This is a genomic window from Sphingomicrobium aquimarinum (assembly GCF_039655735.1).
Taxonomy (GTDB): Bacteria; Pseudomonadota; Alphaproteobacteria; order Sphingomonadales; family Sphingomonadaceae; genus Sphingomicrobium; species Sphingomicrobium aquimarinum.
In genome coordinates, this window is the sequence record NZ_JBBYXH010000001.1 from 1,085,014 (window position 1) to 1,110,062 (window position 25,049).

Below are 25,049 nucleotides of genomic sequence, written 5' to 3' on the forward strand. Positions count from 1 at the left end.
CGATATCGGCCGCCAAGCCGCCATTCTTCCCAATAGTTCTCAGCAGTCCTCTATGGGGGTGCGCGAAATCGTCGGTTTCCCGCCATTTTTGAAAATGGTGCCCCAGAGGCGACGAAAATGGACACTCAAATCATTGGGAGATTTCTGTCGTTAGACGGCAATGACGTCGGTTTTAAGTCTTGGGTACAAGTCCAAATCGGCCTTAGCGAACCATCGTCAATTCTTGCATCAAAGAACTTAACGCAGATACAGCGTTGACAAAATGCTGATGCTCGTTCATTTGGTGCAGCATGAAGCGGTTTGACGCATATGATTCGGGCGTGCTTGCTGAGTTAGCGTCGATTTCGGCGGGCTATCCCTTTCGGGGCAAGATCGATGCCCTGCCCGAAGGTGACGTTGCCGTGATTCAAATGCGTAATGCCGATCCCGAAACCGGGATCGATTGGAAAGGCCTTGCGCGTATCGAACTGCCACGAGAATCTGCGAAAGCATTTCTGCGACCGGGTGACATCATCCTCTCCACACGCGGTGGACGTAACTTCCCGTATTGCATGGAGGAGCGCGACGAGCAGGTCGTCTGCTCGCCGCATTTCTTCGTGATCCGCGTGAGGACCGACGCGATCCTCCCCCAATTCCTGGCTTGGCAGATGATGCAGAAGCCGGCGAAGGACTACTTCGCGGCGGGCGCGACCGGTTCCTACATCCTCAATCTCAAACGCGAGGTGGTGGAGAATTTGCCAATCGCGATCCCACCGCTCGCACAGCAACAACATATCGCCGATCTGGACGCGGCAATGCGAGGTGAGCGCGCAATCCTAACCCGACTTATCGACAACAGGGCCGCCGAGATGACGGCCATTGCCCAACAGCTGCTTGGACCAGCCTTTCAGCGCCCGGAACAGAGAGCATCATGAACGACCAGATCAAACAAGACGAAGTGAACAAGGCCGTCTGGGCCGCCTGCGACACCTTTCGCGGGACGGTCTCTGCCGACGTTTACAAGGACTACGTCCTGACCATGCTGTTCCTGAAGTACCTGTCGGACGTTTGGCAGGACCACTACGACGAGTACAAAAAGCAGTATGGCGATACGCCTGAGCTGATCGCGGAGCTGATGACGAACGAGCGCTTCGTCCTGCCGGAATCCGCCAACTTCACCACGCTCTACAAGGCGCGGCACGAGCCCGGGAACGGTGAGCGGATCGACAAGGCGCTGCACGCCATCGAAGAGGCAAACGTCGGCAAGCTGCGCGACGTGTTCCAGGATATCAGCTTCAACTCCAACAAGTTGGGCGAGGAGAAGCAAAAGAACGACATCCTGCGCCATCTGCTGGAGGATTTCTCACGCCCCGAGCTGAACATGCGACCCTCGCGCATCGGCAATCTCGATGTGATCGGCAACGCCTACGAATTCCTCATCAAGAACTTCGCCGCCGACGCGGGCCGCAAGGCGGGCGAATTCTACACTCCGCCCGAAGTGTCCGAACTGATGGCGGAAATCATGGACATGGCCGAAGGCGAGGAAGCTTGCGACCCCACCTGCGGTTCCGGCTCGCTGTTGATGAAGTGCGGTCGCCGCGTGCAGGCCAAGTTCGCCGGATCAAAGAAATACGCGCTATATGGCCAGGAATCGATTGGCAGCACATGGGCGCTCGCCAAGATGAATATGTTCCTCCACGGCGAGGACAACCACCGCATCGAATGGGGCGACACCATCCGCAACCCCAAGCTGCTCGACGCCGAGGACCGGCTGAAGCACTTCGATGTGGTCGTCGCCAATCCGCCCTTCAGCCTCGACAAGTGGGGCGTCGATACGGCGGAGAATGACCGGTTCGGTCGCTTCCGGCGTGGCGTACCGCCCAAGACCAAGGGCGACTATGCCTTCATCCTCCACATGATCGAGACGATGAAGCCGAAGACCGGACGCATGGCCGTGGTCGCGCCGCATGGTGTGCTGTTCCGGGGATCGAGCGAGGGCAAGATCAGGCAGAAGCTGATCGAAGAGAACTTACTCGAAGCGGTGATCGGCCTGCCCGAAAAGCTGTTTTACGGCACAGGCATTCCGGCCTGTATCCTGATCTTCCGCAAGACAAAGGCGGACGACAAGGTGCTGTTCATCGACGCCAGCCGTGAGTTCAAGTCGGGCAAGAACCAGAACCAGCTCGAAGAAGGCCACATCGCGAAGATCGTCGAAATTTACCGCAAGCGTGAGACGGTCGACAAATACGCCTATCTCGCCACGCCCGAAGAGTTGGCCGAGAACGACTACAACCTCAACATCCCGCGCTATGTCGACACTTTCGAGGAAGAGGAAGAGATCGACCTGGTCGCCGTCCGCGCCGAACGGCTGAAGCTGAAGGCCGAACTCGCCGCACTGGAAGAGAAGATGGACGGCTACCTCAAGGAGCTTGGCTACTGATGGCAGGCGAGATCATCCAGTACCAGACGGAGGACGGCGTCACCGTCATTCGCCTTCAGGCGAGCGATGGCAGCGTGTGGCTGAGCCAGGCCGACATGGCCGAGCTGTTTCAGACTACCAAGCAGAGCATCAGCCTGCACATCCGCAACATTCTGGAAGAGGGTGAGCTGGACGAAGCGGCAACTGTCAAAGAAAACTTGACAGTTCAAACCGAAGGTAAGCGCAAGGTTTCCCGCCAGATTCTGCTCTACAACCTGCAAATGATCCTTGCGGTCGGCTTCCGCGTGCGGTCGCTGCGAGGCATGCAATTCCGGCGCTGGGCGTCGGAGGCGCTGAGCGAATATCTGGTCAAAGGCTTCGTCATGGACGACGAGCGCCTGAAAGAACCGGACAACGACTATTTCGAAGAACTGCTCGCCCGCATCCGCGACATTCGCGCGTCGGAAAAGCTGTTCTACAAGAAGGTACTCGATATCTACGCCACCGCCGTGGACTATGATCCGAAGGCGGAAACGAGTCAGCAATTCTTCCAGACCGTGCAGAACAAGATGCACCATGCGGCCCATGGCCAGACGGCGGCGGAAACTAAGCTCGCGCGCGCTGACAGCGCCAAGCCGATGATGGGGCTGACCAGCTGGACCGGTGAGAAGAAAGGCCGCCTGCCCACCAAGCAAGATGCGCAGGTGGCGAAGAACTATCTGGCTGACGACGAGATGGAGACGCTGAACCGCATCACCGTCGCCTTCCTCGAATTTGCCGAGGCCATGGCGAAGAACCGCAAGCCGATGCACATGGCCGACTGGATCGCCAAGCTGGACGACTTCCTGAAGCTGGGCGATCACCCGCTGCTTGATGGCGCGGGCCGGGTTTCCGCCAAGCAGGCGCAACGCCACGTCGACGCCGAATACGACCGCTGGCACACCCGCGCGATCAACGCGCCGAGCGCGGTCGAGCAACATTTCATTGAGGCTACCGCCAAGGTGAAGCAGCTCGCCGCCGACAAGCCCGCCAAGGGCAAGGGCGGTGCGAAATGATCCCGGAGGGGTGGGCCAAAGTTACGCTTGCGGAGATTTCCGACCCGCGCGCTTCCATCCGATATGGCGTTGTGCAGATCGGCGCGAATACCCCGGGCGGGGTTCCGATCGTGCCGATCAAATACATCAATCAAATTGGTAAGGTGCCTCTCCACCTGGCTTCCCCGGAAATTGAGGGGAAATACAAGAATAGCCGTGTGCAGGCTGGTGACGTGCTGATCTCCGTCAAAGGAACCATCGGAGAAGTGGGGATTGTACCGTCGGGCTTTAGCGGAAACATTGCTCGCGAGATTGCCCGTATCCGCCCTAACGGAAAGGCGAACGCTGAGTATGTCGCTTACCAACTTCAGGCACCCCAGACTCAGCGGCGCATCAAGTCGGTAACGGTCGGCACTACGCGCCTTGAGTTTTCAATCGCTGCCGTGAAGTCATTTGAAATTGCCCTTCCTCCGCTGGGCGAGCAGCGTGGAATTGTCGCAGCGCTTAAAACCTGGGACCACGCCATCGAGACGGTCGAGGCGCTGATCGCCAACGCCCGCGCGCAGAAGCAGGCGCTGATGCAGCAGCTGCTCCCGCAAGGCACCACCCCACCCAAAAAACGCCTCCCCGGCTTTTCGGGGGAGTGGCGCGAGGCAAAGCTCGGCTCGCTGGCCGATATATCCAAGGGAAAACAAAAAGGCCGGGCCAGTCTGGCTGAGGACGGCCCTGTTCCTGTGATCAACGGTGGCATCACGCCGTCCGGATACACCGACCACCCCAACACCTCCGCCGATACCATCACGATTTCCGAGGGCGGCAACTCGTGCGGCTACGTCGATCTGATCACGCAGCCCTTCTGGTGCGGCGGCCATTGCTACGCTCTGAAAAATCTGCAGGTGGAGCGGGACTATCTTTTCGCTGTGCTCAAACATCGTGAGCGCCAGATCATGTCGCTACGTGTTGGATCAGGGCTCCCCAACATCCAGAAAAAGGCGCTGAGCCAGTTCTCGATCCCCGTTCCGCCAGGATCTGAACAGGTGAAAATCGGTGAAGTCGCAGCCAGCGCGGACAAGGAAATCGCGGCGCACGAAGCGCAACTGACCGCCCTCCGCCAGGAAAAGGCCGCGCTGATGCAGCAACTGCTCACCGGCAAACGACGGGTCAAACTTCCGGAAAGCGAGGTGGTCTGATGCCGCTGATGACATTCGAAGAAGCAATAGAGGACTCCGAAAGGCACTCAAAGCGGCACCTGTTGCTCGGCAATGGCTTCAGCATCGCCTGCCGGGCCGACATATTTCACTATGGGTCGCTCTTTGAGCAGGCTAATTTCACCCAAGTTCCCGAAGTCGCAGCCGTTTTCGCCGCTCTCGGCACGCAAGACTTCGAGCAGGCAATCCGCTCACTGGAGAACGCGGCTAGGATTTTGCCACCCTATGTCGTGCATGGTGATGAAGCCATCGCCAAGATGCTCGAGCACGCCGATGCGCTAAAGGAGATTCTGGTCCAAACGATCGCCGGCAATCATCCCAACGTTCCGTCGGACATTCCTGATGCCAAGTTTTGGGCTTGCCGTCGCTTCCTTTCGCATTTCCTCACCGGGCCTAAAGCAGGGCAGGTATTCACACTCAACTATGACCTGCTGCTCTACTGGACGCTGATGCATGACGCCATGCCGTTCGGCGATCCAATCGACTTGGCCAAGAACGATGGGTTTGGAAACAATGAGGACGATCCCGATGCGGAATACGTTGTGTGGCAGGGTGAGACCGGCGCCCACGATGCGCGCGTGCATTTTCTTCACGGTGCATTGCACCTCTTCGATTCAGGGGCAGAGCTAAAGAAATACACTTGGGTTCGGACGAATGTCCCGCTTGTAGATCAGGCCCGTGCAGCCATTGCGGTGGATGCGTACCCGCTCTTTGTCGCCGAGGGCACCAGCGCGAAGAAGAAGGCGAAAATTCGCCACAACGCCTACCTCTACCAAGGCTTCAAGCAGTTTACGGCCAACATCAAGGTCGGAACCCACTGCATGTTTATCTTCGGTCATTCGCTAGCAGAAAACGACGATCATATTCTCGTTCGCATTGGTCGAGGCCGATTCAAGAAACTCTACGTGGGCATTTTTGGAGACCCTCTGACCGACGACAATCAACGCATCATGGCACGAGCGCAAGAGTTGGCGGCTATGCGACACGCAAGCGCCCCACTAGAGGTAGTCTTCTATGATGCAGCCTCCGCGAACGTTTGGGGCGACAATTGACCATCACTCCCAACACCGCCGAGCTTTACAGCTCCCATATCCCGGCCCTCGCCACGCTAGTGTCGCTGGGCTGGGATTATCTCTCCCCAGAGGATTGTCTCGCCGCGCGTGGTGGCAATCAGGGGGTGGTGCTGCGCGATGTGCTGGTCGAGCAGCTGCGGCGACGGACGTTCGACTACAAGGGGCGGACCTATCCGCTTTCAACCAACGCGATCGACCAGATCGTTCGCGAGCTGACCTCGCCCGCGCTTAATGAAGGGCTGATCACCGCCAACGAGAAGCTCTACAACGCCATCACGCTGGGCATCACCGTCACCGAATTCGTCGATGGCAAGAAGCACAGCGTCACCGTCCCGATCATCGACTGGGCGCATCCGCTGGCGAACAGCTTTATTGCCAGCGAGGAGATGGAAGTGCTCGCCGTGCCGGGCACGCATACGCGTCGTCCCGATATCGTCGGCTTCGTCAACGGCATCCCACTGCTGGTGATCGAGGCCAAGCGGCCAGACAGCGGCAATCCCAACAAGTCGATGGTGGACGAAGGCATTAGCCAGACGATCCGCAACCAGGGGCAGGAGGAAATCCCGCACCTTTTCGCCTATGCCCATCTGCTGCTGTCCATCGGCATGACAGATGGCCGCTATGGTACCACCAAGACCCCGCGCAAGTTCTGGGCGCAATGGCGCGAGGAAGAGTTTTCCGAGGATCACTTCCGCCAGATCAAGAACGCTGCAAAGGAAATCGATCCGCGCGCGGCGATCCTGAAGAACCATGTGCGCGAGGTGCGCGACCACTTCCAGCACCTGTGGAGCGACGAGCAAGCCGTGACCGCGCAGGACCGCCTGCTGATCGGCTTGTGCACGCCCGAGCGCTTGCTCGAATTCGTCCGCTCATATGTCCTGTTCGACCGCAAGGTAGACAAGATCGTCGCCCGCCATCAGCAATTCTTCGGCATCCGCGCGCTGCTCGACCAGATCAGCCGGATCAAACCCGATGGCGCGCGCGAAGGCGGGGTGATCTGGCACACCACCGGTTCGGGCAAGAGCTTCACGATGGTGATGCTGTGCAAGGCGCTGCTGCTGCACGAGAAGCTGAAGGCCTGCCGTCTGGTCGTGGTGACCGACCGCCGCGATCTGGAAAAGCAGCTGGCAGGCAACTTCCTGACCGGCGGCGCCTTCGGTTCGGACGTAGGCTCGAAAGATGCGGGCAAGGCCAAGGCGCAATCGGGCCGCGATCTAGCCAAGCGCATCGGCAAGGGCACCGAGCGGATTATCTTCACGATCATCAACAAGTTCGGCAGCGCTGCTCGCCACGCCGAATGCCGAAATGACAGCGCGGATATGATCGTGCTCGTTGATGAAGGCCACCGTAGCCAGGGCGGCGAGAACCACGAGCGGATGCGCAAGGCGCTGCCTAACGCCGCCTATGTCGCGTTTACCGGTACGCCACTACTGAAGGACGACAAGACGGCTAACAAGTTCGGGCGGATCGTCCACGCTTACACGATGAAGGACGCCGTCTCGGACGGCACGGTGACGCCGTTGCTCTACGAGGAACGCAAGCCGATCCTCGACGTGAACGAGCGCGCGATCGACAACTGGTTCGAGAAGGTCACCGCTGGCCTGTCCGATGAGCAAAGGGGCGATCTCAAAAAGAAGTTCGGGACTAAGGGCGCGGTCTATGGCTCTGGCGACCGCATCAATCTGATCGCACTCGATATCGCGACCCACTTCAAGGAGAACTTCAAGGATCTAGATCTCGGCCTTAAGGGTCAGCTGGCAACTGATTCGAAGCGGTCAGCCATCCGCTACAAGAAGGCGCTGGATGCCACCGGTCTAGTCAGCAGCGCCATCATCATTTCGCCCCCAGATACTCGAGAAGGCCATTCGGAAGTGGATGAGGCGGAGCTGCCGGAGGTGCAGCAATGGTGGAAGGAGAATGTCAAAGGCGACGCCGAAGATTACGAGCGCCAAGTCATCGAAGACTTCTCGACCGAGGGCCGACCTGACATTCTGATCGTGGTCGACAAGCTCCTCACCGGATTTGATGAGCCGCGAAACGCTGTCCTCTACATCGACAAGAAGCTTGAACAGCACAATCTGATCCAGGCCATTGCTCGCGTAAACCGGCTGCATGAGCAGAAGAAGTACGGTTTGCTCATCGACTATCGGGGAATTCTGAAGGCGCTGGATACCGCGCTCACTGAATATCAGGACCTCGCCGAACGCACGCAAGGCGGCTTCGATCTCGCCGACATTGACGAACTCTATGCCGATGTCAGCACCGAGTATAAGCGATTGTCCAGCCTCCACGCCAACCTCTGGGAAATCTTCAAGCCGGTCAGGAACAGGGCCGATATCGAGCAGTATCGGCAGCTGTTGGTTCCTCAGACACGCGAGAGCGAGGATGGAATACCGATCGACCTGAACCAGAAGATACGGGAGGATTTCTATGAGGCCCTGACAGCCTACGGCATGTGCCTGAAGATTGCTCTGGGGTCGCGTTCGTTCTTCGAAGACGCATCAATCACCGAAGGACAGATTGCGGAATACAAGCGAGACCTCAAGTTCTTCACTAATCTGCGCAAGATCGTGAAGCAGGACGCACAGGAAACCGTCGACTACAACGCCTACGAGGATCAGATCAGGAGATTGGTCGATCGCTATGTCGTGGGCGAGGACGTGGAGAACGTGGACGGCGTTTTGATCGTCAACGAGCTTGGAAATCAGCAGTCCGCCGAAACCTGGTCCCCTGAGAAAACACGCAACGAAACTGACATCATCCGATCCAGAGTCCGCAAGACGATCGAGCAGGAACTGGCCGACGATCCCTATGCGCAGCTGTTCTTTTCCGATCTGCTCAAGCGGGCCATTGCGGAAGCATCTGCGCTTTTCGACCACCCTTACAAGCAATATATCCTGTTCAAGGATTTGGAGGAAAGGCTCGCCTCCAGGTCCATCGACGACCTGCCCCAACGCCTCGAAGGTCACCGCCATGCGAGCGCTTATTTCGGGATCATCCGGTTGGAAATAGGGGACGAGCTCGCAAAGGGGGATGAGCAAGAAGAATTCATCCAGGCAGCGCTGGACATTGAGAAGTCCGTGGAGAGTGCCATTGCAGAAAACTCGTTGAACCCGGCAAACATTGAAGCGGCTATCCGAAAAGCTTTGTTACCGCGCCTGTTCGGCCTGACCGGCTTGGACAAGGCAAAGGTTATTACCGAGAAGGTTGTCGAGGTAACCCGCATTGGCCTTGCTCGTGGAAGTAGCGCAAGAACGTGATTGTCCGATACGGCGATCAAGAGGTGTCGTGCCTCGTTCGACAAACCGCAGCTGTCACGGGCCGCATCCGCATCCATGTTTACCCCAACGGTGATGTCGAAATCGAAGCGCCCAGCAATAAGGAAACGGGTCAGATCAGGGCGGCAGCGCAGCGACGCGCAAGATGGATCTTCCAACATCGGAACGCAGCAATCGCCGCGCGGCGAATGGCGCTACCGCGCGAATATGTGAGCGGCGAGACGCACTTTTATTTAGGGCGGCGACACAAGCTTATCGTCAATGGGAGCAGTGCGCAGCCTTCTGAAGTCAAACTCTTGCGAGGCAAGCTTATTGTAACCCTGCCAGTGGTTGATCGAGCCGCCGTCAGACGCAGATTGAATGCATGGTATGATGTTCGCGCAGACGAATACCTGAGCGACAAATTTTCGGAAATCTCAGGCCGGTTGAATTGGATAGAAGCACTCCCACCGCTGAAACTTATGCGAATGAGGACGCAGTGGGGCAGCTGTTCCCCGGACGGGGTGATCTACTTGAACCCCGCACTCATACGGGCACCACGTCATTGCATTGAATACGTCATTCTGCACGAACTCTGTCATCTGGTCGAACACAACCACAGCAAGCGCTTCTTCGACTTGCTCACCAAGCAAATGCCGGCTTGGGAGAGCGCAAAACGGGAGCTGGATTCGATAGCCGAGCTAGTCTTGGCAGGAAATGATTGACGACTGTCTGTGTCGTCATTGGATTCATTGAATAGCCGCTTTGCCGATGCCCGCCCGAACCATAATTCCGCGCGATGGCCGACCCTCCCCTCCGCAATGGCTCCAGGCAGTCCACAATCGGTTTAAAAGCTGCAGAAGGTTGCTCTGCGAGCCGCTCGACGCGCGATCGCGCGAGCGGCCTTTCGAGTTAATGATAGAAGGTCAGGATGATCGGTTAAGCCGATCGAGATGAAATTCAGCCCGTGGCCATCGGGGCTTAGCCGTCACGGGTGTCCAAAAGCAAGGACGAGAAATTGAAACATCAGCCCCACAACCAGACCAACGTCGAGATCGTCTCTCTCCCGCAGCCGCGCGGAGCGACAATGCGCCTGATGCACGCTTTGGCTACTCTTATAGACGGCGGTAGCAACGAAAAACCTGTCCGATGTCATCCATCGATCAAGCACGTGATCATATTGCAGCAAGCTGGCTTAGGAATTGTTGGCACCGATTGGTGCCGCCCGCTGCTGATCGCGGAGGCATGCAGCCTCTCTCAGAGCCTATCCACCGATGTCATTGTCGCGCGGAGCGGTGACGCGATTTCGAAGATGAGCTTCGACGTGCATTTCTGTGGCCATTCGCGCACTTTCACAGACTATCGCCTCTGGAAAGATCACCCCGAACAGGCCCCATGGCTGATCCCGAGCGCTGGGCCGGGCAAGTGTGTCAGGCTCACCGCCAATGGGCTTGAACTCGCCAATGAGGCGCCGTTCGACGATGAAATCGGCCGTTGGCGTGGGATCACCTTGGGGAACGAATACCTGTCCACGGTCATAAAGGGGTGGATTTGATGGCTGCGCGCATGGGCAAGACCGCCACTCCTCCAGCGGCCCGCAAGAAAAGCAAGGCGAAGACCGACGATGCGCTCGCGTCGCGAGCGCTTAAGGGTGAGTTTCACCCGCATGAAGGCGACGGCAAGTTCGGGTTTGCAAGGCTCTACTGGCCTGACGGTGATGGGCCACGCGCGTCACTAGAGGGACATCTGGCGAAGAAGCGACATCCTGCCGGGACGGGTGCAAGACACAGGGCCGCGGCGCGCATGGAGGTGTTACTCCCCCCGGACGCCCCCGAGGAGTATGTCGACATCGATCGCCTCGTGCAGCGCTACGAAGAAGCGCTGCCGTCGGATGCGTCGACCGCGATCGCGCAGGTGACCTTGCATTTCCCCGACGCGCCCAATCTGCATTCAAAATATGAGGAAAGCCGCGCCTGGGTGCGCGAGCATTTCGTACTCGGGATGCGCCTTCCCGTCATCCTCGTCCTACACGCCCCCTACCTGGTGGGGAGTGACGTCCCGGGCCATGTCCATGCGCTCGTTCTCACCGCAAAATTATCGCGGTTCGGATGGATCGGTATCGATGAGAAGGTGTCCAGCGACGCCGGGCGCAAGGCCGCGTTGCGGTCGTGGAAACAGTATCAAAAGGAGTGCTCGACAAGCTGATCTGGTCGAACAGCTATGCCTTGGACCTCAGGTCACGAAGGTGAGATTAGGGGGTGGTGCGCAATAAAGGGGAATTTCCGCCCCAGACGCCTGGGCGGATTTTTCCCCTTAGCACCACCCCCCGATCATCCGCAGAAGGAAGGTCCAAGGGGAATGAACAAGACGACATTCAGCATCGATGGAAAACGGGTTTCGGCAGGCGCCGCCCGCGAGCAATCAAATGCCGCGCGGCGCGAATGGCTGGCCGAACGAAGAGGAAAAGAATTCGAGGATCGCAAGCGTCAGCACCGCGCGATGATGCAATGGCAGCGCGAGGAAAAGGCGATGCGAACCGCAGCGGCCAAGGCCAGACGAAAGGCAGAGCGAGACGAGCGCGAACGCGATCAGCTCCTGCGGCGCATCGGTTATCTCTCGCGGCGATCTCTGCTTGAAGAATCGAAAATGCTAAGGGTGAATGTAAGCGTTTGGCCCAGCGCTCGGGCGAAGCTGTCCGTGGTATGCCCCAAGAAGCTTTATAATCGCCAGGCACCGCTCGTTCGAAAGCCAACGGGATGGATCCGCCCCTCAGGTCGCATGTCCTCCGACGGGTATCGGAATATCGTTCTCAAGGTAAGTTCGCGCGGCTTCAAGGGGGGCAGAAACGCCCCGGCATATCGGGCTGGTGATGCGGCCAACCTCGCCCGTTATATTCTGCGTCCTGAAGGGGCCGAGAACGGCATTCTCGCCTATTTCACCAACGTCACCACTCCGGCGGAGGGTCGCGAGCAGGGTCTGACCATCTCACTTCCCGAATGTGAGGAGGTTGTCGACTTTTGCCGCGCGCTGGAAAGTCACGAGCACGTCGTCGACCCAAACGGCAATGTCGTGCTGCATCTCATCCTTGCCCTACCATACGAGCTCTCGCCGGAAGGACGCTCGGCAGCGATGAAGGATATCGGAGATCTGCTCGATGAACTTCACCTGCCCTACGTCGCAAGTGCGCAAAAGGCCGACCCAAACGGTGACGACCGGAACTTCCACGGCCACTTCATGGTGAGCACCCGGCCCTTTCGCGTCGAAGGAGATGGCGAGTGGAGTTTCGAGGCCTGCAAGGCGAGCGAACTGAATTCGCCGAACGGGATCAAATGGCTTCGCCGTCACATGGCCGACATCTTCAACTGCCATCTTGCCTACGAAAACTCGAAGATACGCTACAGCGGCGTTTCGCAAGCCGATCGTGGCGTGGAGGCATCTACAGCGACTGCGATTGGTCAGGGTGCCAACGCCGTTATTCGGAAGGATGAGGCAGCCCGCATGCGAGTGATGGGGGCGATTGCCGCATATCTTTCAAAGAAGCTCGAAACCGTCGCCGACCTCCGCGGCAGTGTCGCCATTGAACAGCAGAAGGCCAAACCGACCTATCTGGAACGGATCAGAGCGAAGTTTCCCAACCCCATGCGACTCGATGGCATCTCGGCAGCCGACTTTGAGGGCGTCGGTCCAACCGATCTCGCCCGGGACGACTGGTACTTCCCAACCTATGTCCTGCACCAGCAGTTGCTGCGGGACGAAGAAATGCTCGAGCGATGCATCGCCGTCGAAGGGAAGAGCGCATGTCTGGTGGCCGACGAGCTACCCGACATGTTCAAGGCGTTGGCGAGCGAGGAGAGTGTCCCCGACATCATTGACGATATCCTGCGAGAAGAGAGGCTCTTTCGTCTCAGACGGGAAAAAGAGAAGCACTACAACGAGAAGATTCGAGCATCGAAAGTGACAGCGGGAGCAGAACAGACGAAGGCAGCAGAGGTCACCGCAGACAAAGCGGATCGATCAGCATTGGGCCATACGGTCGATGAGGTCGAGAAGAAGAAAGAGGCCGACCTGACTGCAACCCCCACAAAGGACGTCACCCCGCCCGAAAAGACACCGATGGAAGAGAAGATCGACCAGAAGTCGACGGTAACCGAGCCCTCCATCGACGCCGCCGAAGATAATGATTGGCTCGATGTCTTGAATAAGGCCCGCTCCGGTGGCCTGGGACGGTCATAGACGGGCCAAAAACTAATGGGGGGAGTGGTCGACAAGCAGCGCGCCGCTCCCCCTTAATGATTCTCCCTCCAAACAAAGGAGGAAGAAATGACTGTTACGAACACGAACCAGAAGGCCCAGAAAGAACTGATCGCGTCGCTCGCTGCATTCTTCGGCGAGGCAGCACCTGACCTGGACGCGCTCATGACTGAGGTGAGGCAATATGGTCGACGGCGGTGTGACACGCCGGGCAGCGTCGACAATCGGAAATATCAGCTGGGGGCTGCCTTCCAGGTGCACAATGCGCTCGGCATCGACGGCTACCAGCTGACTGGTCTGCTGGCGGCTCCGATCGCCGGCCTATGCATGACCGCACTCGAGCGTGATGATCGCAATCTGACGCTCGCGGAAGCGTTCGAACTCCTTTTGGGGTTCGAGGACGTCCGACAATGGGCGGAGCATATGGGTGCCTATCTGCAGTGGCAGCGGCTCAAGAAGCTGGCAGAACAGGAGACCGCCGAGTTCCTGGCTCTGGACGTTTCCAAACGGGAAAACTGGCGCAAGAAGAGTATAACCAATCGTCAGCGCTACCTGGTCGCGAAAATATGTGAGTTCGAAGGGAGATCTGCCCCCTCCATCGCTAAGCGCGGGGACGCGTTCGACCTCATCCAAGATGCAGGGGGAAATCCGCGGTTTACCGCGTCGCCGCCACTACCGTCCATCTGGAACATCCAGCCAGGAGGTGACGATGAGTAAGGCAGTCGAATTTGACGCCCTCGTGGCGTGGGCGGCCGAGCTTGCGGAAATCGAATTCGAGCTCGAGAGTTTTCGCGGCGAACTGCTCCAAATTCTCGAGATGCCCGGGCAAGAAAGGCGAGACGCTCTCGCTAGAGCGGTAGACAAGTTGGATGGATTGGAAGCATCCATTCTCTCTGCCTCGCGCCTGCTCGACGAACAGACCTTCGACAAAATGTTCTCAATTCGTTCTTGACAGGTTCTGGGTGCCGGGTATTTTCAAGGGAGCCCTGAGATCAATTCCCCCAATCAGACCGGCAATGACGCCATTTAGGCAATAAGAAGGGGGAATCCATGTACTTTGAAGATATCCGGCAAGCCCACGCACGGGGCGTGTCTTCAGGCGAACTTCATACCGGCGTCAGCCTAGAGGCGATTGTTCGTTCCGCTTCGCTGGGATTGTCGTCAGGACGACAAACATCACCGGAAACGGCGGGGCTCGTTCTGCTTGCCAGCAGCGACTTTCGAAGGGTGGATGATATCCATCTGGCGGCTCCGTTCATCAGGCTGCTTCCCCAACTTGAATCTGCAGAAGAAATCGAGGCTCGGCTGAGATGGATGGTGCATGCTGGCACAACTTCGAGCGATCCAGATCGTCGATCCCGGTCAAATGAAGCAGCCGATCTTATCATGTCTCAACTCGCGGTTTGCAGAGATGAGTTCGAGTGGGAAGGCTCCGATGTGGAAGCCTCATTTGATTTTGGGTGTGTCGCCTGGGACTTGGCGCGTCTGCGCGAAAAGCACCCAAGGCTCATCGACGCGGCTCTTCGCGGTGACCTTCATAACGTCACTAAGGTGTTGGCCTCTATGTCTTGCGAGGACGATTATTCGGTGCTGACACAGGGGGTGGCGCAGCTCATTATGTGCTGGGACGCACTATATCTTCAGACCGAAGCATGCCTCAGTTGGCGAGCGCTTCGTCCAGGACATCACGGCATCGTGGTGGGTTATGTCCCCGTGAGCTACATCGGAGGTGTATTGCGTCGCGCAACCGACCAATATTCGCTGGCGTCCGAGTTAAACCAGGTTTTCGAGAAGAATCGCGCCGACGGTATTGACCGTATCGATGATAAGCGGACGATCAACAAGTGGGAGCGCCAGTTACAGCGCTTAGGCTTCGACCCGATTGCGATCAGTCAGCTATTCTGCCCGCGCGCCGATCAGTCAGAAAGTGGAAACTCCACGAATTCGATCGACCGCTTGTTGCGCGAGGCTTCGGCCACGGCCCGTGACAGGCTGGATGTGCATCGGGATGGCAAGCATATTGTGGGCAGCGCCTCCGATGCAGGCACCGTGAGCCGCAAGCGGAAAATCGCCGACAAGATGGGCCACGACCTTTCATCGCTCGACAAGCTAGCTCTGAGTAGTGCGCGATCAATCGACAGAGCCGAAGGCGCAAAATCGACATGGCCTGATGTCGATATTGGCGAGATGCTTGAGCACAACATGCCAAACCGGCTGCGAGGGCGAGCCGACAAGGAAGAGCGGCCCGATCAATCGCGATGGAGGCATCTCCTCGACATCCTTCGCGTCGAATTTCTACAGGATCGAGATCACCCAATCGCAGGCCGCGCCAGCCTTGCTCAGCGCGGTGAACCGGCCTCCTTGCGTGAGGTCGTAGGTCGGTCGGGTCGAGACGTCTGCGTCGACATGTGGAAAAACGTCAATCTGCCGGAGGAAACGACATTCCGGCGTCCGTTCGGATGGCAATGGGGAGACCCGGACGTCGTGATGAGCGAAGCGAACGACACCGGCGTCAGCCGGATCATCCATTGGGCTGAAGTGCTCATCCAGTCGCGTCGCGAAGTTGTGGCGGGAGTGGTCGACAAGGCGAATCAGCACATCCTCCATCATCGGGGGCATGTCACATTACGAGCCCCGCAGCCGCGCCAGCGACCGTTGCAATCACGGAAAGTGCATTACCTGCGAACTTCCGGCTGTGCCGTCGATCAGTTCGACCGAGATCGATCTCGCGTGGACCATTTTTGGGCCCTGTATGACCGGTTTGACGAGGGAGAATGGAAAAGGATCGGAGGAAAGGAAACGCTGACATGACGAGCCCGCAGCGAGCCTGTGGCTATGTGCGCGTGAGCACCGAGGACCAAGCCCAGCACGGTACCAGCATCGCGAGTCAGATCGCTCGTATTAAGGACTTCTGCCAAGCCGAGGGCTACGACCTCGTCAAGATGTACGAAGAGCCAGGTATGTCGGGCAAGGACGATGGACGCCCCGTGTTTCGCCGCATGCTGGCCGATGCAGAGCCGCCCAAATCGCGGTTCGACGTGATCGTGGTCTATTCGCTAAGCCGTTTCGCACGAAATCTCGAGACTCAGACTGTCGCCGTTAGTTGTCTAAATAAGGCTGGGGTCGATCTTCGGTCGGCAACGGAGCCGTTCGAAAAGGGAGCAAGCGGCAATCTGCTGCGCTCCATCGTCGGCGCCTTCAATCAGCATGTCTCAGACCAGTCGTCGATGAACACCATCCGTACGATGAATGCGAATGCGGCCGAGGGCTTCTGGAATGGAGGCAACATCCCCTTCGGTTTTAAGTCCGTGACGGTGGAAACTCGGGGAAGCAAGGCGAAGAAGAAGCTGGCGATCTGCGAAGAGGAAGCAGTGATCGTCAGGCGGATATTCGACTATGCTCGCGTTGGCTGCGGGGCTGGCCCAATGGGGGCAAGGGCCATTTCCGAGAGGCTGAATGGCGAAGGCGTCACCATCCGCGGCGGGAAGTTCAACAACTCGAACCTCGACGGCATCCTCAAGCGCACTCACTATGTCGGCTACTATTTCGATGGAAAGAAAAACGACCTTAAAGAGCCTCTTCCAGAGGCGCAATGGATACGCGTTCCATGTCCCGCGATCATATCGGAGGAAGAGTTTCTCGAGGTGGCGGCGATCCGAACGAAGCGCGCGCCGAAATACACCCCGCCGCGCGAGGTCAACGGGACGACGCTACTACCGGCTTCGATTGCCAAATGCGGCCAGCCAGGGTGCGGGTCGGGTCTGACCGTTCGCACTGGCAAGGGCGGTCGGTATCACTACTACAGCTGCGCCGCGCGTGTGAACAAGGCAAAGGGGGCGTGCGACCTACCCGCCATCCCTCGCGACATTCTCGACGAAATCGTGCTCGATAGCGTCTGCGCGAAGATCTTCAGCCGCGATCGTCTTGTAGCGTTGTTGGGACACCTGCTGGACAGGGCAGATGAAAAGGCCAAGCAGCTTCGCGCAGAGCTCGGACTTGCCAAAGCGGAACTGTCGAAAGTCGAGCGCGCGGTGCACAATTTGCTCGAAAGCATCGAGAGTGGCCTGTTCACTGCCAAGGACTCTGAGATCGTCACGCGAATGGCGAAACACCGTGCCCGCAGGGCAGCGATCCAATCTGAGATGAAATTGATTCAGGCGCAGCTGGACGCTTCGAAGCTCAAGGTTACCGACCAGATGATTGCTGATTTCGGGCAGCGAATGAACGCAGCTCTACGGTCTGGCGACAATGCCTTTCGCACGGCCTACCTCCGACTGTTCGTGAGCGAGGTCATCTTGACCGAAGATGACGTCAGAATTGTCGGGACAACGAAAGCCTTGGAGAAGGCTCTAATCGAACATGATCCCGACAGGCCGGGCAAGGTGCCCATCTTTGACCGGGAGTGGTGCCCAGGAGAGGACTCGAACCTCCACGCCCTTTCGAGCGCCGCCACCTGAAGACGGTGCGTCTACCAATTCCGCCACCTGGGCACACCAGACGATGGGTAGGCCGCGCGCTCTATGAGAGCGCATGGCGACTGTCAACGCGAATGTGGCGTGCCAATCGCAACGTCGAAGAATTAACGATTATTTAGCGGCGGCGCCTCTAGAGGTGAAGGCGTGCCAGTCGACGAGGTTCGTTCGCATACAGCCGTGGAGACGACCGATGAACGCAATGACGCCGCCGAAGGAAGACCGCCGCCAGCCGCGCGTCGCGCTGACGGGCGAAGTGCGCTCTCGCCATCAGGGCGGGCGTCCCTACCCGACGGTAATCCGCAACCTCTCGCCCGGCGGCTGCTGCATCGAGATGCCCTATGCGCCGCGGATCGGCGAGCGGTTGTGGGTGACCTTGCCGGGGATCGAACCGCTCGAGGCCCATGTCTGCTGGACTGAAAAGTTTCTCGCCGGATGTGCATTCGAGAAGCCGCTCTATCCTGCGGTCTTCGATCTGTTGCGTCGCCGGCTGGAGGGCTGAACGCGCGCGACCGCGGCTCCCGGCAAAACGCCTTGTCGAAGGGGGGAGCCCTCGCCTAGAGACGCCGGAGCGTTTGAATGCGCTCGACGTCCGATCCAGCAAGAGGTGTGTGCGCCCGTGTCCGATCCTACCCAGCCCAAGGTCATCACGCTCATCGGTGGGGGCGGCTTCATCGGCCGCTACGCGGTCGAGGCGCTGCTCCGGCATAATGTCCGGCTGCGGATTGCCGAGCGCAATCCCAAGAGCGCGCATACGCTGATGCCGCTCTCGCGCGTCGGCCAGATCGCGCTGATGCCCGCCGATATCACCCGGCCCGAAACGCTCGAAGCGTCGATCGCGGGCGCCGATGCGGTCGTCAATCTCGTCGGCACCTTCGATACGGGGAAGCAACAGGCGGTTCACGTCGAGGGCGCACGCCACGTGGCCGAACTGGCTGCGAAGGCCGGGGCGAGCGCGCTGGTGCATATCAGTGCCATTGGCGCCGATGCGGAAGCCGATTCTTCCTATGCACGCACCAAGGGCGAAGGCGAACAGACGGCACGCGAGGCCTTTGCCGGCGCGACCATCCTGCGCCCGTCCACCGTGTTCGGGGCGGAAGACGAATTCACCAACCGTTTCGGCGGCATGATGGACCTGCCGATGACGCCGGTTCTCGCGGCCGACACGAAATTCCAGCCGGTGTTCGTCCGCGATCTCGGCCAGGCGATCAGCGCCGCGGCGCTCGACCCGCGCCTTCACGGCGGAAAGACCTACGAAATCGCGGGCCCCGACGTGATGAGCATGCGCGAGATCAACGCCGCCATCGCCGACCTCTCCGGACGCGATCCCAATCTCGTCGAACTTCCTGACGCCTTCGGCTCAATGATCTCCAAGCTCGGTTTCCTGCCCGGTGCGCCGATGACCAAGGACCAGTGGACACTGCTCCAGCATGACAATGTGAAGGCCGACGACGCGCCCGGGCTGGCCGCCCTCGGCATCGTCCCCACCCCGCTGCGCAGCGTTGCGGGCGACTGGCTCGGGCGTTTCACGCCGGGCGGGCGGTTCGCGCAGCGTGCACGCGAGCAGAATTAGAGCATCATGTCCGTCACCCTGCTCGTCATCATCCTCGGCATCGTCGAGGGTCTTACCGAATATCTTCCGGTGTCCTCGACGGGACATCTCATCCTCGCGACCGAGTTGCTCGGCTTCTCGGCGGAGGAGTGGGCGGTCTTCAACATCGCGATCCAGCCGGGGGCCATCCTCGCAGTAGTGGTCCTGTACTGGAAAACCTTCTGGGGCGTTCTCAAGGGGCTTTTCGAAGGCTCGAAGGGCGCGTGGGATTTCACCCGCAATCTCGTCGTCGCCTTCCTGCCCGCGGTTCTGCTCGGCCTTGCCTTCGGTGACCAGATCGACGGGCTCCTGGCCAATGCGGTCGTCGTCGCCTGGGCATTGATCATCGGCGGCGTCGGGATCCTGCTGGTCGAGAAACTCGCCAACCCGCCCGCCCGTCCCGACATTCCCGAGGACCAGGTCGGCGGCGCGGTCGCGACCATGAGCTTCGGCAAGTCGCTGATGGTGGGCCTCGTCCAGTGCCTCGCGATGATCCCTGGCGTCAGCCGGTCGGGCGCAACCATCATGGGCGCGATGGCGTTGGGCGTGGATCGTAAGACGGCGGCCGAATTCAGCTTCTTCCTCGCGGTACCTACCCTCTCGGGCGCGACCGTCTATTCGCTTTTCAAGGCCCGCGACGAACTGGTTGCCGACGATATCGGGATGATCGGGCTGGGCGCGCTCGTCAGCTTCGTGGTCGCTTATATTGTCGTTAAGGCCTTCATCGCCATCGTCACGAAAATCGGGTTTGCGCCGTTTGCATGGTATCGTATCATCGTCGGCATTGCCGCGCTGTTCTGGCTCGGCGCCGTGTAACACGATCAGATTGTTGGGGGATTTGGGGATGAAGAAACTGCTTTTGGGTGCGGTCGCTGCGACCGCCATGACCGCCGCGCTTCCGGCGCATGCCGCCGACGCGCAGCCGCTCGAGCAAATCCGCGTCGCGCCGAGCGAAGCGAAGCTGGCGCTGGCACGCGAGGCGGTGAATATCATGTGGCCGCAGGGCAATACCGAGGCGATCGCCGATTACATGGTCGGGCCTTATGCCGAAATGATGCTGACGACGCCGATCCGGCAGCTTGCCAATGAATTCGGGGTCAAGGAAACCGTCGCCGCCTTTGCCGAGGTGCTGCCGATGTTGGGTGGCGACTTCGCGGGTTTGGCGAGCGAGATTACCGGCGAGGAAATCGAGGCCGACGAGAACGGCGGAATGGGCGACATGATCAATCCCGAGGCGATGGCCGAAATGGTCGACGTGGGACTGGCGATGGTCGGCGACCGCACGATCATGAGCTTCATCGCCGACCAGGACGAGCATTTTCCTGAGCGCCTGCGCATCGTGCGCGAGGTGATGGACGAGGAAATGCCGGCCGTGGCCGCGGCCTTCGACGGCCCGCTTCGCGAGGGTCTCGCAAAGGTTTTCGCCGCACGATACACCGAGGCTGAACTCAACGACCTTGCCGCCTTTGCCGCCACGCCGACGGGCGCGAAGTTCGCGCGCACCTATGCCACCGTGGGTTTCGAACCGGCCTATTATGGCGGGTTCGTCCGCGCGATTCCGGCCGCGGTGCCGCAAGTCCCGGGGCTGGTCGAGAAGATGAACGCACGCATGGCGCACCTGCCGCCCATGTTCCCCAGTCCCGTCTATTGCGACGACCTCGAGGAAGGCGACGAGACCGAATGCATCGAAACGAGCGATGCCGAGGACGCGAAGCTGACCCCGCAGCAGCGCGCCGCGCAGCTCGAGAGCGAGGCAGCCGAATATGAATCGATGGCCGCCGACCTTCGCGCCGAAGCCGCCGAGCTTCGCGCGCAGTAACGCCCTCCCATCCACCGATCACGGCCGCTCGCTTCGCTGGACGAGGCGGGCGGCCTTTTCTATTCGAACGATACGATCATGATGCAACTGTACCAATATCCGCTCTGTCCCCATTCGCGCAAAGTCCGGCTCGTGCTGGGCGAGAAGGGCATGGCGTTCGAGCTGGTGCGCGAGCATCCGTGGGAGCGGCGTGACGAATTCCTCGACATGAATCCCGCGGGCGAGACGCCCGTGCTGGTCGATTCCGCAAAGGGGCTGACGCTGATCGGCGCGCAGGTCATCTGCGAATATGCCGAGGAAGTGTCAGAAAAAGGCGCGATGCTGTCGGGGGGCGCGGGCCAGCGCGCCGAGATCCGGCGGCTGTGTACCTGGTTCGATCAGAAATTCTGGGCGGATGTCGTGGCGCCGCTGCTGGAAGAGCGAATGATGAAGCGGGTCATCACCCGCCAGCCGCCCGACACGGTGCGCCTGCGCGACGCGATGCGCGCAGCCAACGGACATCTCGATTACATGGACTATCTGCTCGACCATCGCCGCTGGCTGGCGGGGCAAAGTCTCAGCCTCGCGGACTTTTCCGCAGCGGCGCAGCTCAGCGTGGTCGACTATCTCGGCGCGCTGGACTGGCGCGGGCACGATCAGTCGAAGGACTGGTACGCGGTCATGAAATCGCGCCCCTGCTTCCGACCGCTACTGGGTGAGCGCATGGAGGGCGTCGCGCCGCCGGCGCATTACGACAAGGTGGATTTTTAGTCCGTCGCCCCAGCGCAGGCTGGGGCCCATGCCCTTTTTGGCGTTACTGGACTTCGAGACAGGGATTCCAGCCTTCGCTGGGATGACGTTCACACGTTAGGTTCTAGGTGCCAAAGGATCCCGGCCATCGCCGCGGAGCGTCAAATCCGCCGCGCGCTCAGCAGATAATTCAACCGAAGGTCCTCGCTGAGATGAAGTCCGCTGCTCGGCGAGAAGGCGATGCCCTTTTTCTCGACGACCTCGAACTCCTCGCGCGCGAGCATGTCTTCCAGCGCCTCGGGCGGGATGAACTGCTCGTAGTCGTGCGTCCCGCGCGGGATGCGGCCGGTGCCTTCGGCAAGCGTGATCGTCAGCAGCCGCGACAGTGGCGTCTTGTTCGGCGTCGAAAGGATCAGCAGGCCAGCCTCATCGACTTTGCTGGCGACGGTCGAGAGAAACGCACGCGGATCGGCGACATGTTCAATCACTTCCAATGCGGTCACGACATCGAAGCGCTCCTCGACCTCGGCCACCTCGCCAGCGCGATAGTCGATCATCAGTCCCGACTGGATCGAATGGGCCTTGGCCGCCGCGATCAGTTCGGGCGCGGCGTCCACGCCCGTCACACTCGCGCCCAGCCGCGCCAGCGGCTCGGCCAGCAGTCCTGCGCCGCACCCGACATCGAGCGCGCTCTTGCCGTCGAGCGGCGTGAAGGAGCATTCGTCCAGACCGAAGTGCCGGTCGAGCTGTTCGCGGATGAATTCCAGCCGGACCGGATTGAGCTTGTGGAGCATCGCGCTGGCGCCCTTGGGGTCCCACCAATCGCCCGCCAGTCCGCCGAAATGGGCCGCTTCGCTCGCCACGATACTTGTGTTCGTCATGCCCCCTTTCTAACAGGGCGGACGCTCTTCCCCTAGGAGATTGTTCTGGCCCGCGTCGTGATGAAATTCGGTGGCACCTCGATGGCCGGCATCGAGCGCATCCGCCACGTCGCGCGCCTGGTCGCCCGGCAGGCGGAGGAGAGCCAGACCTGCGTCGTCGTCAGTGCGATGGCGGGGGAGACCGACCGGCTGGTGCAATTCTGCAAGGAAGCCGCCGCGCACCATGACCCGCGTGAATATGACGTGGTGGTCGCGTCCGGAGAGCAGGTCACCGCGGGCCTGCTCGCGATGACGCTCCAGAACATGGATGCCGACGCGCGCAGCTTCATGGGGTGGCAGCTGCTCGAGGCGTCGGGCGTTCACGGCAACGCGCGCGTCGAGAAGATCGAGAGCGGCGCGCTCGACGGCGCACTCCTGGCAGGAACGATCGCGGTCATCCCGGGCTTCCAGGGCGCGACCGAGGACGGACGCATCGCCACGCTGGGCCGCGGCGGCTCGGACACGAGCGCGGTCGCCATCGCGGCGGGGCTCGGCGCGGACCGCTGCGACATCTACACCGACGTCGCGGGCGTCTACACCACCGACCCGCGGATCGAGCCGCGCGCCGCCAAGGTCGATCTCATCGGCGCGGAGGAAATGCTCGAGTTGGCGGGCGCCGGGGCCAAGGTGCTCCAGGTCCGCTCGGTCGGGCTCGCGATCCGCGAGAACATGCCGCTCACCGTCCGCTCGGCCTTCGAGGATGTGCCGGGCACCACCATCGTCACGTCATGGGAAGATCATATGGAACGGACCGCAATCTCGGGCATCGCCGCCGATCGGGGAGAAGCGCTGGTGCGCCTGATCGCGCAGGACAAGCCGGGGCGCCTCGCCGCCGCGCTGTCCGCACTCGCCAACGAGGGACTGGCGGTCGACATGGTCAGCCAGGGGTCGGACAGCCTGCACTTTACCGTGCCACGCACCGCGCTCGACCGCGCCATTGCCGCGCTCGACAAGGCGCGCGATGCGATCGGGCACAGCGCCATCCAAAGCGACGATGCGGTCGCCAAGATTTCGGTCGTGGGGGTCGGCATCCGCTCAAATCCCGAGCTGGCCGCCAAAGTCTATGACGTGCTCGCGGACCGGCAGGTGCCGCTGCTCGCCGCGACCTTGAGCGAACTCAAGGCAAGCGCGCTGGTACCGGACGAACAGGTCGATGTTGCCGTCCGCGCACTGCATGCCGCTTTCGAATTGGGGGAATGAGGATGAGCCGCGACAAACTGAACCGCCTGATGCAGCGCGGCACTGAATTTCTCGGCTGCGAGGTCGCGATCATGGGCGGCGCGATGAGCTGGATTTCCGAGCGCAATCTCGTCTCCGCCATTTCGAACGCGGGCGGGTTCGGCGTGATCGCCTGCGGCGCGATGCCGCCCGATTTGCTCGACAAGGAGATCGCTGCGACGCGGGAAAAGACCGACAAGCCGTTCGGCGTCAACCTCATCACCATGCACCCCGATCTCGACGAATTGATCGATATCTGCCTCAAACATGACGTCAGCCATATCGTGCTTGCGGGCGGACTGCCGCCCGGCAAGGCGATCGAGCGGATCAAGGCGGGCGGCGCCAAGCTGATCGCCTTCGCGCCCGCACTGGCGCTGGCAAAGAAGCTCAAACGCTCGGGCGTCGACGCGCTGGTCGTCGAGGGAATGGAGGCGGGCGGTCATATCGGCCCCGTGTCGACGAGCGTGCTCGCGCAGGAAATCCTCCCAGAAGTCGCCGCCGACATGCCTGTCTTCGTCGCGGGCGGGATCGGGCGCGGCGAGGCGATCGCGGCCTATCTCGAAATGGGCGCGGTCGGCGTCCAATTGGGCACCCGCTTCGTGTGCGCGGAAGAATGTATCGCGCACGAGAATTTCAAGAAGATGTTCCTGCGTGCCAGCGCCCGCGATGCCGTCCCGAGCGTCCAGATCGACCCGCGCCTGCCGGTCATCCCCGTGCGCGCGCTGAAGAACAAGGAAACCGAAGCCTTCGCGGCCAAGCAGCGCGAGGTTGCGGGGCATCTCGACACGGGCAAGCTCGAAATGGCCGAAGCGCAATTGCAGATCGAGCATTACTGGGCAGGCGCTCTCAAGCGCGCGGTCATCGACGGCGACGTCGAGAGCGGCAGCGTGATGGCGGGCCAGTCGGTCGGGATGGTCAAGCGCGAGGAACCGGTCGCGGCGATCATCGCGGAACTGGTCGAGGAAGCCGCGGGCGCGCTTTCCACCCGGGGCTAAGCGAACCCTCACGCGATCCTCAGCGCGCGCTCATGCCTTTTCGCGAGCGTCACGCCACTCCATCGGCAATGCCAACCGATGGAG

At 60.3% G+C, this 25,049-nt stretch carries 22 protein-coding genes, 1 tRNA gene and 1 pseudogene; 21 read left to right on the forward strand and 3 right to left on the reverse strand.

Features of this window, described 5'->3' with window-relative positions; all coding sequences use genetic code 11:
* Nucleotides 1-290: 290 nt before the first annotated feature.
* The 14 genes and pseudogenes from WJS89_RS05605 to WJS89_RS12435 form a co-directional block, all read left to right on the forward strand.
* Nucleotides 291-914, forward strand: coding sequence for a restriction endonuclease subunit S (locus WJS89_RS05605; protein ID WP_346339936.1), 624 nt, complete (start codon nt 291-293; stop codon nt 912-914).
* A complete protein-coding gene (locus WJS89_RS05610) occupies nt 911-2,419 on the forward strand; it encodes a type I restriction-modification system subunit M (RefSeq protein ID WP_346339937.1) in 1,509 nt (502 codons plus the stop codon). The genes WJS89_RS05605 and WJS89_RS05610 overlap by 4 nt, the downstream gene beginning before the upstream one ends.
* Nucleotides 2,419-3,453, forward strand: coding sequence for a RhuM family protein (locus WJS89_RS05615; protein WP_346339938.1), 1,035 nt, complete (start codon nt 2,419-2,421; stop codon nt 3,451-3,453). The genes WJS89_RS05610 and WJS89_RS05615 overlap by 1 nt, the downstream gene beginning before the upstream one ends.
* On the forward strand, nt 3,450-4,622 hold the full coding sequence (locus WJS89_RS05620; protein ID WP_346339939.1) for a restriction endonuclease subunit S: 1,173 nt from the start codon (nt 3,450-3,452) through the stop codon (nt 4,620-4,622). Before WJS89_RS05615 ends, WJS89_RS05620 begins: the two co-directional genes overlap by 4 nt.
* Nucleotides 4,622-5,692 carry a DUF4917 family protein gene (locus WJS89_RS05625; RefSeq protein WP_346339940.1) on the forward strand — a complete coding sequence of 357 codons (1,071 nt, stop codon included), beginning with the start codon at nt 4,622-4,624 and terminating at the stop codon, nt 5,690-5,692. Before WJS89_RS05620 ends, WJS89_RS05625 begins: the two co-directional genes overlap by 1 nt.
* Entirely contained in the window at nt 5,689-8,973 is a 3,285-nt protein-coding gene (locus WJS89_RS05630) for a type I restriction endonuclease subunit R (protein WP_346339941.1), read from the forward strand. The genes WJS89_RS05625 and WJS89_RS05630 overlap by 4 nt, the downstream gene beginning before the upstream one ends.
* Nucleotides 8,970-9,695 (forward strand): M48 family metallopeptidase, encoded by a 726-nt coding sequence (locus WJS89_RS05635; protein ID WP_346339942.1) that lies wholly within the window; start codon nt 8,970-8,972, stop codon nt 9,693-9,695. Before WJS89_RS05630 ends, WJS89_RS05635 begins: the two co-directional genes overlap by 4 nt.
* Before the next feature lie 269 nt (nt 9,696-9,964).
* Nucleotides 9,965-10,525, forward strand: coding sequence for a hypothetical protein (locus WJS89_RS05640; RefSeq protein WP_346339943.1), 561 nt, complete (start codon nt 9,965-9,967; stop codon nt 10,523-10,525).
* Between the two features lie 11 nt (nt 10,526-10,536).
* Nucleotides 10,537-11,175, forward strand: coding sequence for a hypothetical protein (locus tag WJS89_RS05645; RefSeq protein WP_346339944.1), 639 nt, complete (start codon nt 10,537-10,539; stop codon nt 11,173-11,175).
* Nucleotides 11,176-11,328: 153 nt separating this feature from the next.
* Complete coding sequence (locus WJS89_RS05650) at nt 11,329-13,203, forward strand: MobA/MobL family protein (protein WP_346339945.1); 1,875 nt, start codon at nt 11,329-11,331, stop codon at nt 13,201-13,203.
* An 87-nt stretch (nt 13,204-13,290) separates the two neighbouring features.
* Nucleotides 13,291-13,938, forward strand: a complete 648-nt coding sequence (locus tag WJS89_RS05655; RefSeq protein ID WP_346339946.1) for a hypothetical protein — start codon at nt 13,291-13,293, stop codon at nt 13,936-13,938.
* Entirely contained in the window at nt 13,931-14,173 is a 243-nt protein-coding gene (locus tag WJS89_RS05660) for a hypothetical protein (RefSeq protein WP_346339947.1), read from the forward strand. The genes WJS89_RS05655 and WJS89_RS05660 overlap by 8 nt, the downstream gene beginning before the upstream one ends.
* 98 nt (nt 14,174-14,271) lie before the next feature.
* Complete coding sequence (locus WJS89_RS05665; RefSeq protein ID WP_346339948.1) at nt 14,272-16,032, forward strand: hypothetical protein; 1,761 nt, start codon at nt 14,272-14,274, stop codon at nt 16,030-16,032.
* Nucleotides 16,029-17,057: pseudogene (locus WJS89_RS12435) on the forward strand (recombinase family protein); the annotation flags it as partial. The gene WJS89_RS05665 and the pseudogene WJS89_RS12435, both read left to right, overlap by 4 nt.
* A 9-nt stretch (nt 17,058-17,066) precedes the next feature.
* Here WJS89_RS12435 and WJS89_RS05670 read toward each other — a convergent pair.
* On the reverse strand, nt 17,067-17,333 hold the full coding sequence (locus WJS89_RS05670) for a hypothetical protein (RefSeq protein ID WP_346339949.1): 267 nt from the start codon (nt 17,331-17,333) through the stop codon (nt 17,067-17,069).
* A 291-nt stretch (nt 17,334-17,624) separates the two neighbouring features.
* A tRNA-Leu gene (locus WJS89_RS05675) sits at nt 17,625-17,711 on the reverse strand.
* Between the two features lie 175 nt (nt 17,712-17,886).
* Between WJS89_RS05675 and WJS89_RS05680 the strand changes: the two genes are divergently transcribed.
* The 5 genes from WJS89_RS05680 (at nt 17,887) to WJS89_RS05700 (ending at nt 21,853) form a co-directional block, all read left to right on the forward strand.
* A complete protein-coding gene (locus WJS89_RS05680) occupies nt 17,887-18,195 on the forward strand; it encodes a PilZ domain-containing protein (RefSeq protein ID WP_346339950.1) in 309 nt (102 codons plus the stop codon).
* A gap of 117 nt (nt 18,196-18,312) precedes the next feature.
* Complete coding sequence (locus WJS89_RS05685; RefSeq protein ID WP_346339951.1) at nt 18,313-19,266, forward strand: complex I NDUFA9 subunit family protein; 954 nt, start codon at nt 18,313-18,315, stop codon at nt 19,264-19,266.
* 6 nt (nt 19,267-19,272) lie between these two features.
* Complete coding sequence (locus WJS89_RS05690) at nt 19,273-20,100, forward strand: undecaprenyl-diphosphate phosphatase (RefSeq protein WP_346339952.1); 828 nt, start codon at nt 19,273-19,275, stop codon at nt 20,098-20,100.
* A gap of 28 nt (nt 20,101-20,128) precedes the next feature.
* A complete protein-coding gene (locus WJS89_RS05695; protein ID WP_346339953.1) occupies nt 20,129-21,103 on the forward strand; it encodes a DUF2059 domain-containing protein in 975 nt (324 codons plus the stop codon).
* Between the two features lie 78 nt (nt 21,104-21,181).
* Nucleotides 21,182-21,853 (forward strand): glutathione S-transferase family protein, encoded by a 672-nt coding sequence (locus tag WJS89_RS05700; RefSeq protein WP_346339954.1) that lies wholly within the window; start codon nt 21,182-21,184, stop codon nt 21,851-21,853.
* A gap of 140 nt (nt 21,854-21,993) precedes the next feature.
* Here WJS89_RS05700 and ubiG read toward each other — a convergent pair whose 3' ends face one another.
* Nucleotides 21,994-22,713, reverse strand: coding sequence for a bifunctional 2-polyprenyl-6-hydroxyphenol methylase/3-demethylubiquinol 3-O-methyltransferase UbiG (gene ubiG, locus WJS89_RS05705; RefSeq protein ID WP_346339955.1), 720 nt, complete (start codon nt 22,711-22,713; stop codon nt 21,994-21,996).
* 45 nt (nt 22,714-22,758) lie between these two features.
* Here ubiG and WJS89_RS05710 point away from each other — a divergent pair, with 45 nt between their 5' ends.
* Entirely contained in the window at nt 22,759-23,952 is a 1,194-nt protein-coding gene (locus WJS89_RS05710; protein WP_346340082.1) for an aspartate kinase, read from the forward strand.
* 2 nt (nt 23,953-23,954) lie between these two features.
* The gene (locus WJS89_RS05715; RefSeq protein WP_346339956.1) at nt 23,955-24,965 is read left to right on the forward strand and encodes an NAD(P)H-dependent flavin oxidoreductase; all 1,011 of its coding nucleotides are present in this window, start codon (nt 23,955-23,957) and stop codon (nt 24,963-24,965) included.
* Nucleotides 24,966-25,049: the final 84 nt, after the last annotated feature.

What these genes read in the sequence shown, in the direction of transcription:
- WJS89_RS05605 (WP_346339936.1), top strand. Translation starts at nt 291, where the DNA reads ATGAAGCGGTTTGACGCATATGATTCGGGCGTGCTTGCTGAGTTAGCG.
- WJS89_RS05610 (WP_346339937.1), top strand. Translation starts at nt 911, where the DNA reads ATGAACGACCAGATCAAACAAGACGAAGTGAACAAGGCCGTCTGGGCC.
- WJS89_RS05615 (WP_346339938.1), top strand. Translation starts at nt 2,419, where the DNA reads ATGGCAGGCGAGATCATCCAGTACCAGACGGAGGACGGCGTCACCGTC.
- WJS89_RS05620 (WP_346339939.1), top strand. Translation starts at nt 3,450, where the DNA reads ATGATCCCGGAGGGGTGGGCCAAAGTTACGCTTGCGGAGATTTCCGAC.
- WJS89_RS05625 (WP_346339940.1), top strand. Translation starts at nt 4,622, where the DNA reads ATGCCGCTGATGACATTCGAAGAAGCAATAGAGGACTCCGAAAGGCAC.
- WJS89_RS05645 (WP_346339944.1), top strand. Translation starts at nt 10,537, where the DNA reads ATGGGCAAGACCGCCACTCCTCCAGCGGCCCGCAAGAAAAGCAAGGCG.
- WJS89_RS05650 (WP_346339945.1), top strand. Translation starts at nt 11,329, where the DNA reads ATGAACAAGACGACATTCAGCATCGATGGAAAACGGGTTTCGGCAGGC.
- WJS89_RS05655 (WP_346339946.1), top strand. Translation starts at nt 13,291, where the DNA reads ATGACTGTTACGAACACGAACCAGAAGGCCCAGAAAGAACTGATCGCG.
- WJS89_RS05660 (WP_346339947.1), top strand. Translation starts at nt 13,931, where the DNA reads ATGAGTAAGGCAGTCGAATTTGACGCCCTCGTGGCGTGGGCGGCCGAG.
- WJS89_RS05665 (WP_346339948.1), top strand. Translation starts at nt 14,272, where the DNA reads ATGTACTTTGAAGATATCCGGCAAGCCCACGCACGGGGCGTGTCTTCA.
- WJS89_RS05680 (WP_346339950.1), top strand. Translation starts at nt 17,887, where the DNA reads ATGAACGCAATGACGCCGCCGAAGGAAGACCGCCGCCAGCCGCGCGTC.
- WJS89_RS05690 (WP_346339952.1), top strand. Translation starts at nt 19,273, where the DNA reads ATGTCCGTCACCCTGCTCGTCATCATCCTCGGCATCGTCGAGGGTCTT.
- WJS89_RS05695 (WP_346339953.1), top strand. Translation starts at nt 20,129, where the DNA reads ATGAAGAAACTGCTTTTGGGTGCGGTCGCTGCGACCGCCATGACCGCC.
- WJS89_RS05700 (WP_346339954.1), top strand. Translation starts at nt 21,182, where the DNA reads ATGATGCAACTGTACCAATATCCGCTCTGTCCCCATTCGCGCAAAGTC.
- ubiG (WP_346339955.1), bottom strand. Translation starts at nt 22,713, where the DNA reads ATGACGAACACAAGTATCGTGGCGAGCGAAGCGGCCCATTTCGGCGGA.
- WJS89_RS05715 (WP_346339956.1), top strand. Translation starts at nt 23,955, where the DNA reads ATGAGCCGCGACAAACTGAACCGCCTGATGCAGCGCGGCACTGAATTT.